This window comes from Streptomyces sp. NPDC087844 (genome assembly GCF_044742785.1).
Lineage (GTDB): Bacteria > Actinomycetota > Actinomycetes > Streptomycetales > Streptomycetaceae > Streptomyces.
The window spans coordinates 48,418-57,492 of sequence record NZ_JBIUVD010000036.1; the positions used below are offsets into that span (position 1 = coordinate 48,418).

The 9,075-nt window shown below is 73.1% G+C and carries 10 protein-coding genes; 7 read left to right on the top strand and 3 right to left on the bottom strand.

Annotation, left to right across the window (positions count from 1 at the left end; all coding sequences use genetic code 11):
* Positions 1-159: 159 nt before the first annotated feature.
* Both ACIOKD_RS40280 and ACIOKD_RS40285 read left to right on the top strand, forming a co-directional pair.
* On the top strand, positions 160-1,005 hold the full coding sequence (locus ACIOKD_RS40280) for a TnsA-like heteromeric transposase endonuclease subunit (protein ID WP_402093348.1): 846 nt from the start codon (positions 160-162) through the stop codon (positions 1,003-1,005).
* Positions 1,002-1,478, top strand: coding sequence for a hypothetical protein (locus tag ACIOKD_RS40285; RefSeq protein ID WP_402093349.1), 477 nt, complete (start codon positions 1,002-1,004; stop codon positions 1,476-1,478). The genes ACIOKD_RS40280 and ACIOKD_RS40285 overlap by 4 nt, the downstream gene beginning before the upstream one ends.
* Positions 1,479-1,639: 161 nt before the next feature.
* On the opposite strand, the gene ACIOKD_RS40290 is transcribed toward ACIOKD_RS40285, so the two are convergent.
* Together ACIOKD_RS40290 and ACIOKD_RS40295 are read right to left on the bottom strand one after the other, a co-directional pair.
* Positions 1,640-1,807, bottom strand: a complete 168-nt coding sequence (locus ACIOKD_RS40290) for a hypothetical protein (RefSeq protein WP_402093351.1) — start codon at positions 1,805-1,807, stop codon at positions 1,640-1,642.
* Between the two features lie 177 nt (positions 1,808-1,984).
* A complete protein-coding gene (locus tag ACIOKD_RS40295) occupies positions 1,985-2,137 on the bottom strand; it encodes a hypothetical protein (RefSeq protein WP_402093353.1) in 153 nt (50 codons plus the stop codon).
* A 318-nt stretch (positions 2,138-2,455) separates the two neighbouring features.
* Here ACIOKD_RS40295 and ACIOKD_RS40300 point away from each other — a divergent pair, with 318 nt between their 5' ends.
* Genes ACIOKD_RS40300 through ACIOKD_RS40315 form a run of 4 tightly spaced genes read left to right on the top strand, consistent with a single transcriptional unit; the run spans position 2,456 to position 7,012 of the window.
* A complete protein-coding gene (locus ACIOKD_RS40300) occupies positions 2,456-2,956 on the top strand; it encodes a Mu transposase C-terminal domain-containing protein (RefSeq protein WP_402093361.1) in 501 nt (166 codons plus the stop codon).
* On the top strand, positions 2,950-5,052 hold the full coding sequence (locus ACIOKD_RS40305) for a transposase (RefSeq protein WP_402093354.1): 2,103 nt from the start codon (positions 2,950-2,952) through the stop codon (positions 5,050-5,052). The genes ACIOKD_RS40300 and ACIOKD_RS40305 overlap by 7 nt, the downstream gene beginning before the upstream one ends.
* Entirely contained in the window at positions 5,049-6,083 is a 1,035-nt protein-coding gene (locus tag ACIOKD_RS40310; protein WP_402093355.1) for a TniB family NTP-binding protein, read from the top strand. The genes ACIOKD_RS40305 and ACIOKD_RS40310 overlap by 4 nt, the downstream gene beginning before the upstream one ends.
* Positions 6,084-6,142: 59 nt before the next feature.
* Positions 6,143-7,012, top strand: a complete 870-nt coding sequence (locus ACIOKD_RS40315; protein ID WP_402093356.1) for a TniQ family protein — start codon at positions 6,143-6,145, stop codon at positions 7,010-7,012.
* 526 nt (positions 7,013-7,538) lie between these two features.
* Here ACIOKD_RS40315 and ACIOKD_RS40320 read toward each other — a convergent pair.
* Positions 7,539-7,712 carry a hypothetical protein gene (locus tag ACIOKD_RS40320; protein WP_402093357.1) on the bottom strand — a complete coding sequence of 58 codons (174 nt, stop codon included), beginning with the start codon at positions 7,710-7,712 and terminating at the stop codon, positions 7,539-7,541.
* Positions 7,713-8,003: 291 nt separating this feature from the next.
* On the opposite strand from ACIOKD_RS40320, the gene ACIOKD_RS40325 reads away from it, so the two are divergent.
* The gene (locus ACIOKD_RS40325; protein WP_402093358.1) at positions 8,004-8,957 is read left to right on the top strand and encodes a Mu transposase C-terminal domain-containing protein; all 954 of its coding nucleotides are present in this window, start codon (positions 8,004-8,006) and stop codon (positions 8,955-8,957) included.
* The last annotated feature ends 118 nt before the right edge of the window (positions 8,958-9,075 follow it).

Consider the following 9,075-nt stretch of genomic DNA (forward strand, 5'->3'; position numbering starts at 1 on the left):
CAGGGGTGGCCCGGCAGGCGGAAAGTGCAGGAGTTCGCACTGACACCGGCGCGTCCGGGTGGCATCCTGACCCCGCCGTGCACCCCAACGGGTTCACTACGCAGCACAGTTGGGGTTACCGTCCGGTTCTCCTGCGCGGCAGGACAGGCATGGCGTTATGTGGAGTTCGTGATCACCGACAGCAGCCAGGACAGCGCGCAGACCGGCTTGCCCGCCCTCCCGGGCGGCGCCTGCGGGGTGCCGGAAACGGGCGCGGTGGAGGCTGAGTTCGCCGGAGCGGACGGCACGCTCGTGCAGCGCCGCTGGGTGGAGGCCGCCATCGCAGTCAAGTTCGAGCAGCTGGCGCCGGTGGCGGCGTTCCCGGTGGTGCCCGGGCGGCGGTGGGGGCCGGGCTGGTGGTGGTCGGCCACGACCGGGCGGCATGTGATGCACGGATCGCAGGCAATGTGCACGCAGTTGATGTTCCTGGACCGCGATCCGCGTGTGGTGGGCCTGTCGGCGCGGCCGGTGCGGCTGATCTGGCGTGATCCGGGCAGCGGGCGGGTGCTGACGTGGGTGCCGCAGCTGTTCGCCCGCTACGCCGACGGGGTCGCCGTGCTCGCCGACTGCCCCGCCGCGACGGCTCCCGCCGCCGGCCGGGCCGAGCGCGCCGCCGCGGTGCTTGAAGCGGCGTGTGAGGCGGTGGGGTTCACCTACCGGCGTCTGGCGCCGCCCGAGAAGGTGGTGGCGGCGAACGTGCGGTGGCTGGCCGGCTACCGACATCCCCGCCACCGTGACGCAGGCGGCCTTGAGCAGGCGGTGCTCGAGGCGTTCGCCGCCGAACGGCCGCTGATGGCCGGGGCCGCGGCGGCGGGCGAGGTCCTCACTACGCTGCCGGTGCTCTACCACGCGCTGTGGAGCGGTCGGCTGGCCGCGGACCTGACACGGCCGCTGGACGAGCACACCCTCGTGAAGCCCGGCCCGGCCGCAGGCGATGGAAAGCGGCGGGAGCAGCAGGAAAGTTGAGCAAGCACGTGGTGGCCACCCCTGGTGGGCGGTGTGTTGAGGTGGGCGCTCAGGTCACGTTCGAGGGCCGCACCTGGCAGGTGACTGGCCTGGTCGACGGGCGAGTGCACCTGGCTGCCGAGGACGGGGCCACCGGATGTGTGCTGGCCGCCCATCTGGTGTCCGCGCCCGGCTTCTCGGTGACCGGTCCCACGGCCGTCGAGCCGCCGGCCCCGGCGCTGTGGGAGACGGTGCCGCTGGCCGCGCAGGAACGGGCTCTGGCCTGGCTGCGGCACATCCGCGAGGTCGAGACCGGGCTGCCCAGCGGCCCGGCAAGCGGCGGCGTGCCCCGGCCCGAATACGACCCGCAGCGCTTCACCCTCGCCGAGCGGGAAGAGGTCAAGGCGCGTGAACTGGCCGCGCTGGGCTGGATTAGAGCCAGCCGGACCACGGTGCAGCGGATGCGGCTGGTCTACCAGCGGCAGGGGCTGTGAGGGCTGGTCGACAAGCGCCACCTGCGCACCTTCTCCCCCACCGGGCGTACCGACGAGCGGGTGGTGGCCGCCGTGCTGGAGGCCTTGCGCAGGCGCCGCGGCCGGTCGAAGACCACCACCCTGCAGGTCATCGAGCTGGCCGAGCAGATCGTGGCGGACACCTACGGGCCGGCCCGGGTGAAGCTGCCCGGCCGCTCGTCGCTGTACCGGCTGGTGAAGGCGCTGGCGGATCCGGCCGAGCCGCCGGGCAGTGCGGCGCGCACCGCCACCGGCCCGGCCCGCTCGGGCGGCCCGCCGCCTGCGCTGCGGCCCGCAGAGCGGGTCCACATCGCAGGCGCCCGCCTGGGTGTGCGGGCGGTGGGCGAGGACGGGGGTGTGGTGCCGGTGGCGGTGACGGCGGCACTGGACGCGGCGAGCGGCTGCGTGCTGGCCGCCGTGCTGCATCCGCAGCAGGACGGGCCGGTTCAGTTGTCGGTGCTGCTGGCCGAGATGGCCGTGCCCAGGCCTCAGCGCCCGGGCTGGCCGGCCCTGCTGGAGCAGGCCCATGCCGGCGGGCCTGCCCGGCGGCTGGTGTCCTTGCCCGCACGGATCGAGGCCACGGCGGCGCGTCCGGCTGCCGTGCCCGAGACGCTCATCGTCGAGTCCACAGCCGCCGTCACCTCCGCTGTCCTGGCCGTGTGCGAGAGCCTGGGCATCAGCCTGGAGCCGGCCCCGCTGCGGACGGCGGGCGCAAAGCGCGGCGCCGTGCGCACGCTGGAGGTTCTCGCAGGCCTGTTCGCGCGGCATGCCACCACGGCGGAAGAGGCATGCGGAGCGGGAGAGGAGGTCGGGGCGTACTGGAGCATGCCGCAGCTGCAGGACCTGCTGGACGAATGGATCACCGTCAGGTGGCACCAGCGCCCCCAGGAGCAGCTGCGCCATCCGCTGTTGCCCCGGGCGGGGCTCGCCCCCACGGAGTGCTGCTGGGCGTGGCCGGGATGGTGCCGCTGCCGCTGGCCGGGCAGCACTACGGCGAACTGCTGCCGGCGCGCCGGTGTGCCCTCACCGATTCCGGGATCCGGCTGGGCGGGCGCCGCTACGACGATGCGTGTCTGGACGAACACCGCGGCCGCGGCCAGCGGTGGGAGGTCCACCACCATCCCCACGACCCGCGGCAGGTCTTTGTCCGGCTGCCCGACGGCCTGCTCCACGCGGTCGGGTGGGCGCAGGGCGAGCACACCCTGCGCCCGTTCGACGAGATGGTCCGGCGCCGCACCGGCGGCGTCCTTGCGCGCCGCGGCGCGGGCGCACAGCCGGGCAGCGAGACGAGGGACGGCTCCGGTGAGGCAGGGCGCACCGCAGACGTCGCGGCCGTGGAGGGGATCGCCGGCGCCATGACGGTGCACGACGCTGATGGCGGCGGTGCCGGTGGCCGCGTTGCCCGGGATACCGGCGGGTTTGGGGTGTACGACCCGCGGGCGGAGGCCGAGCTGTGGTGAGCGCACACGGCGGCCGCCCGGTGGCCGGCGCCCGGCACCGGCACCGGCAGGTGAAGCTGGGTGCGTACGTGACGTTCGAGGGCCGCGCATGGCAGGTGGCCGCCGTGGCCGGGGCGTCGGTGACGCTGGTCGGCGAGGACGGGCAGACGGCGTCGGTCCTGTCCTCGTTCCTGTTCGCCGATCCGACGTTCACGGTGGTGGGCTCCCCCGCCACCGGGGTGCCGCCGTGGGGTTTGCTGGAGTCGGTGCCCGAGCGGGAGCGCGAGCGGGCCCTGGCCTGGCAGCGGCACATCCGCGAGGTCGAGACCGGGCTGCCCGGCGGCCCGGCAAGCGGCGGGACGCCCCGGCCCGAATACGACCCGGCACGGCGGTCGATGGCCGAGCGGGAGCAGGCCAAGGCCGACGAACTCGCCCGGCTGGGCTGGCCGCAGGTCAGCCGGGCCACCGTGCGCCGCATGCGCGCCCGCTACCACGCGAGCGGCCTGCTCGGGCTGGTCCCCCGCCGCAAGCCGTCGTGTGCGACAGGGCGGGCCGATGAGCGGGTGGTGGCCGCGGTGCTGGAGGCGCTGCGCCGCCAGCGCGGCCGCTCGACGGGCACGCTGAAGGGACTGCGGGAGCTGACCGGGCAGATCCTGGCCGACACCCACGGGCCGGGCGCGGTCGGGTTGCCTGCGCCGTCGACGTTCAACCGGCTGGTGCGCGTGATCGCCGATCCTCTGGAGCATCCCGGACGGCCGGCCCGCACCTCCACCGCCACGCCGGTACGGCCGTACACGCCGACGGTGGCGCTGCGGCCGGGCGAGCTGGTGCAGGTCGACACCACCCGCCTCGACGTGATGGCCGTCGGGGAGGACGGGAAGCCGGTGCGCCCGGAGCTGACGATCGCTCTCGATGTGGCGACCCGCTCGGTGGTGGCGGCCGTGCTGCGTGAGGAGGGCACCAAGGCCGTGGACGCGGCGCTGCTGCTGGCGGAGATGGCCGTGCCCCATCCCGCACGGCCCGGCTGGCCCGGCCATCTGCGCCTGGCCCACGCCGCCGTCCCCTACGACCGGCTGCTCGCCCTCGACGCGCGGCTGGAGCAGGCGGCGGCGCGGCCGGTGGTGGTGCCGGAGACGATCGTCATCGACCGCGGGGCCATCTTCGTCTCCGCCGCGTTCCTGGCCGCCTGCGAGACCCTGGGGGTGAGCGTGCAGCCGACGCCGCCCCGCTCGCCGGCCGCCAAAGGCGCCGTCGAGCGGACCTTCGGCAGTATCAACACCCTGTTCGCACAGCACGTCGCCGGCTACACCGGCTCCCACGTCCTTGAGCGCGGCGAGGCGGTGGAGGACGAAGCGCGGTTCACGGTGGCCCAGTTGCAGGAGCTTCTGGACGAGTGGGTCACCGCCCGCTGGCAGCACCGCCGCCACGAGGGCCTGCGCCATCCGGTCCTGCCGAAGAAGGCCCTCACCCCGAACGAGATGTGGGGCGCGCTGCTGGGCGCGTCCGGGTACGTGCCGCTGCCGCTGGCCGGCGCCGACTACCTGGAACTGCTGCCCGTGCGCTTCCACCCCGTAACCGGCCGCGGCATCCGCATCAACCACCGCACCTACGACCACGCCTGCCTCAATGAACACCGCGGACGGCCCTCCCCCACCGGCCCCGGCGGCAAGTGGGAGATTCACCTCAACCCGCACGACGTGCGGCAGGTCTACATCCGGCTGCCCGACGGACAGCTGCACGAGGTCCCGTGGATCCACCGCGACCACGTCCACGCCCCGATGGGCGAGACCGCCTGGCGTCACATCCGCGCCGCCCTGGGCCGGCGCGGCGACCGCGAGGCACACGAAGCCGCCCTCGCGGAGGCCGCCGACCAGGTCCTGCGCCGCAGCCGCCCCCTGACCGGGAGCACGGCAGCGGCTGCCACCCCGTCCCAGCCGTCGGACTCCCCGCCGGGGACACCGCCGGCTCAGCATCCCGCCCGGGACCCCGAGGGCAGTCTCGACGCAGCCGAAGCCCGCGCCCATGACGATGACGACAGCCAGGCCGGTGGTGAAGAGTCCCCGCCGCCGGCCCGATTCGCGCTGTACGACGCCTTCGAGGAGGCCGAACACTGGTGATCAGCCCCGACACCACGCCCCCCGCCGAGGAGACGTCCGCAGGGGCAGTCACCACCTTCGACGCCTTCGCCCGGTTCGCCCGCGCCGCACCGCCCACACCGCCGCAGCCGGGCCAGGCACCCCGCTCGCCCAAGGAACGCCTGGCCTACCACTCACAGTTCGTCACCGTGCGCACCCCGGCCATCGAAACCCTCTCGCGCAGTGTGCGCACCCTGATGATCCTCGGCCGCCACCAGCAGGTGACCGCCCGCCCGTCCCTGATCGTCACCGGGCCGGCCACGACCGGCAAGACGACCGCGCTGCTCGAAGTGGGCCGCACCTGCCACCTGGCCCACACCCGCCGCGCCGCCCCGGGCGACGAGAGCGTGCCCGTCGCCTACGTGCTGGTGCCGCCCGGCGCCACCGCCAAGACACTGGCCGGGGAGTTCGCCCGCTACCTCGGCATCCCCGTCACCGCCCGCATGACCACCACGCAGATCACGACCGCCGTCTGCCACACCTACACCGCGGCCGGGGTCAAGCTCGTGCTGATCGACGAGATCCACCGGCTCAACCCGCGCACCTCCAGCGGCGCCGAGGCCGCCGACTGGCTCAAAGACCTCACCGAACGCGTGCGGGCCACGTTCGTCTACGCGGGCATCGACGTCACCGACAGCGCCGTGTTCACCGGGGTGCGCGGCGCGCAGCTGGCCGGGCGCGCCTCCCTGATCGACTGCGGGGCGCTACCCGCACGCGCCGGCAAGCGGGAGCCGTTCCGGGAACTGATCGCCGCCCTCGAGCAGGCCCTGGACCTGCACGCCCACCGGGCAGGCAGCCTGCCGAAGCTGGCCCCCTACCTGCACGAGCGGACCGCCGGCCGGATCGGCAGCCTGGCCCGCCTGATCCGCCAAGCCGCCATCGAAGCCATCCTCGACAGCAGCGAACGCATCACCAAGACACTTTTGGACGGCATCGCGCTCGACCACCTCGCCGAAGAGCACTACCGGCCCCGCAACCCCACCCGCCGCCCCGCCCGCCCCAGCGGCCGGTGACCTCCCCGGCCGCAACCAGGCCATCGCCCCCGGTGCGGGCCGCCACCATGTGGCCATCCGTGCCCGGCCCGCTGCGCGTACGGCCACTGCCCGGCGAAGCCACCGCCTCCTACCTCACCCGCCTCGCCACCACCTACCGCCTCAGCCCCGCCCAGCTCCTCGACGGTCTCTGCATCACCGTCACCGGCACCGAGAACGCCCCGCCCGCCGCCGAGATCCGCCTCAGCGCCGAAGCCGCCCGCCGCCTGTCCGGCTTCACACGCATCCCCCTCACGCACCTCACCCGCGCCCTGCCCCATCTGCGCCCGCCCGCACCCTCGTCGGCCAACACCGGCGCGCACGGCACGCCCACCGCCCACTGGCGCGCCCTCGAGACCGCCCTGCAGCCACTGCCGGCGTGTACCACCTGCACCATCGGCCGCAGCCCGCACACGGCAGCCTCCGCGTGGATCCACCCGTCGCCGGGCCTGCCCCGGATCATGATCTGCACCCGCCACCAGCAGGCATCGAGCGACCCCCGGCATCCCGCGCCCCTCGACATCCGAGCTGTCCCCGAACTCACCCAAGCCCACCTTCGCGCGCGCCGCCCGGCAACACCGGTCTCCCTGAGCTGGGCATCGACGATCACCACCCGCTGGTACGACCACCAACAGCACGTACACGAACGCTGGCACACACGCCTGCACCGGCTCACCGCCGCCAACCCCCGCATGCCACCAGGCCCGGCCTCTTGCGCCCTGACCTGCCGCGAACTGATCACCTATCCCGAGACCCTCACCCTCGCCGCGGCCCTCCACCGCCTGCCCCCGCACCCCCTGACACGCACACAGCAGACCGCCTTCCTCCACCAACTCGCCGGCCGCCTCCAACTGCCCCGCCTCGCACCCGCCGACCACGACCTGCTCTGGAAACGCCTGACCACCCGCTGAACCAACCCACATACCCGTACCGCCCCAGCCCTGACAAGACCAGCCGACAACTCCCGTACCTATAGGCGCGCCAACCACCCTGCGCAAAAACCGCTGCCCCACCCAGCACACTGCGCAGCACCAAACAACCAGCTCAGCCCACATACCACCCGCCGCCGGCCCCTCGGCCCCGCGTCAGCCTCCCCTACAGAGCGAACCCACCGCCCAGTACAGCTGAACAACAGCAGGTCACAACCAAGATCATTAAGCACACACCAGCTACGCCACAGCGGGTGCGCGGCCCAAGCCGGCACGGCCGTGTCGACGAACAGGTCGTCAAGCTGCTGCACAAGGTGCACAAGCGGCAGGAGAAGAAGTCCATCGGGACCAGGTCACGACTGTTTGAGCTGCTCAGGAGGGCGTGCGTGCGGAAATTCAAGAAGAAGGCGCAGCAGTTGCTGCCGTCCAGGGCGACGTTCTACCGGCTGCTGGACCGGCTCGGGATCGTCTACGGAAAGCAGGCCGCCGCCCGGCGCGGCGACGGCAGTCACCGCCCCGAGCCGCCGTTCACGCTGGCCATGGCCACGACGCCGGGCGAGCAGGTGCAGATCGACACCACCGCTCTGGACGTGCTGGCGCTGGACGAGACCGGACGCGTCGTCTCCTTGGAGTTGACCGCGGCCATCGACGTGGCCAGCCGGACGATCCTGGCCGCAGTCATCCGGCCCAAGTCCAGCGGCACCAAGACCGGTGCCAACTCCCGCCGTCATGGCGGGCGGGCCACCAAGGCGGTGGACGCCCTGTTGCTGCTGGCCGAGATGTGCACCCCGCAGCCGATGCGCCCGCACTGGTCGCTCAAGGCGGGCGTGAAGGGCTCCGATCTGCCCTACGCCCAGCTGGTGGAGGCCGACGAGCGGATGGAGGGCGCGGCCGCCCGGCCGGTGATCATCCCAGAGATGATCATCATGGACAACGGCAAGGTGTTCGCCGGGCGGGCCTTTTCGGCATTTCCGTGCGCCCGGCCTGCGCTTACTCTCCCACCCACAAGGCGATCATCGAGCGGACCTTCGGCTCGGTCAAAAGCCTCTTCAGCCAGTTCCTGCCCGGCTACACCGGCAAGGACCTCACCCACCGCGGCAAGCACGTCGCCAAAGAGCGGCTGTGGCGCGTCGACCAGATCAACGACTTCCTGCAGCAGTGGATCGCCCTGGGCTGGCAGCAGCGCCCGCACAGCGAACTGCGCAACCCGTTCCTGCCGTCCATGCCGCCGCGCACTCCCAACCAGATGTTCGCCGCCCACGTCGCCAGTAGCGGCTACGTCCCCCTCCGGCTGGGCGCCGAGGACCGGCTGCGGCTGCTGCCCACTGCCTGGGTGCAGGTCACCGACAAGGGCATCCGCCTGAACAACCGCACCTACGACAGCCGCGCCCTGAACGGCTACCGCAACACCCGCTCGGGCTGGCCGGGCAAGGGCCAGCGGTGGCCGGTGCGCTACCACCCCCACCAGCCGGAGAAGGTCTGGCTCGAGGACCGCCGCAGCAACAAGTGGGCGGAGGCCGACTTTGTCTACCAGCGGCTGATCGGCGACGCCTGGAGCGAGCACGTCTGGGACCAAGCCACCGCCGCCCACCTCGACAAGGGCGGCCATACCCGGGACGAGACGGCCATCGCCCGGCTGGTGCGCTCCCTGCTGGAGCACGCGGGCCGCGGCCCGTCCCGCACCGCCACGCCGCAGCCGGCTCCCGTCGAGCGCGGCATGCACGTCGGGCTGGCGCCCATGCAGGACCCCTACCGTGGCATCCCCACCCCGGCCTTCCATAACGTGGCCAGCCTGCCCGTCATGGACATCGACCCGCGCCAGCTGTGCGCGCCGGCCGTACGCCTCGCTCTGCCGGGCAGCTCGTCGGGCACGCCCCTGGCGGGCAATGGCCGCAGCCACGGCTCCGCATCCGCCGAACCGTCCTAGGGCCTGTGTGACGTCGTGATCAATCAGTTGCCTTCAGCAGGTCGTTGATCCAGATCATGGAGGCGCGGAGGTGGAGGCCTGCGAGGTAGCTCTCGGGCGACTTGTCGTATCGAGTGGC

Bases quoted from the DNA above. Each gene is read 5' to 3' on its own strand.
- ACIOKD_RS40290 (WP_402093351.1), bottom strand. From the start codon at position 1,807: ATGTGGACCCGCTCTGCGGGCCGCAGCGCAGGCGGCGGGCCGCCCGAG.
- ACIOKD_RS40300 (WP_402093361.1), top strand. From the start codon at position 2,456: ATGGTGCCGCTGCCGCTGGCCGGGCAGCACTACGGCGAACTGCTGCCG.
- ACIOKD_RS40320 (WP_402093357.1), bottom strand. From the start codon at position 7,712: ATGACTGCGGCCAGGATCGTCCGGCTGGCCACGTCGATGGCCGCGGTC.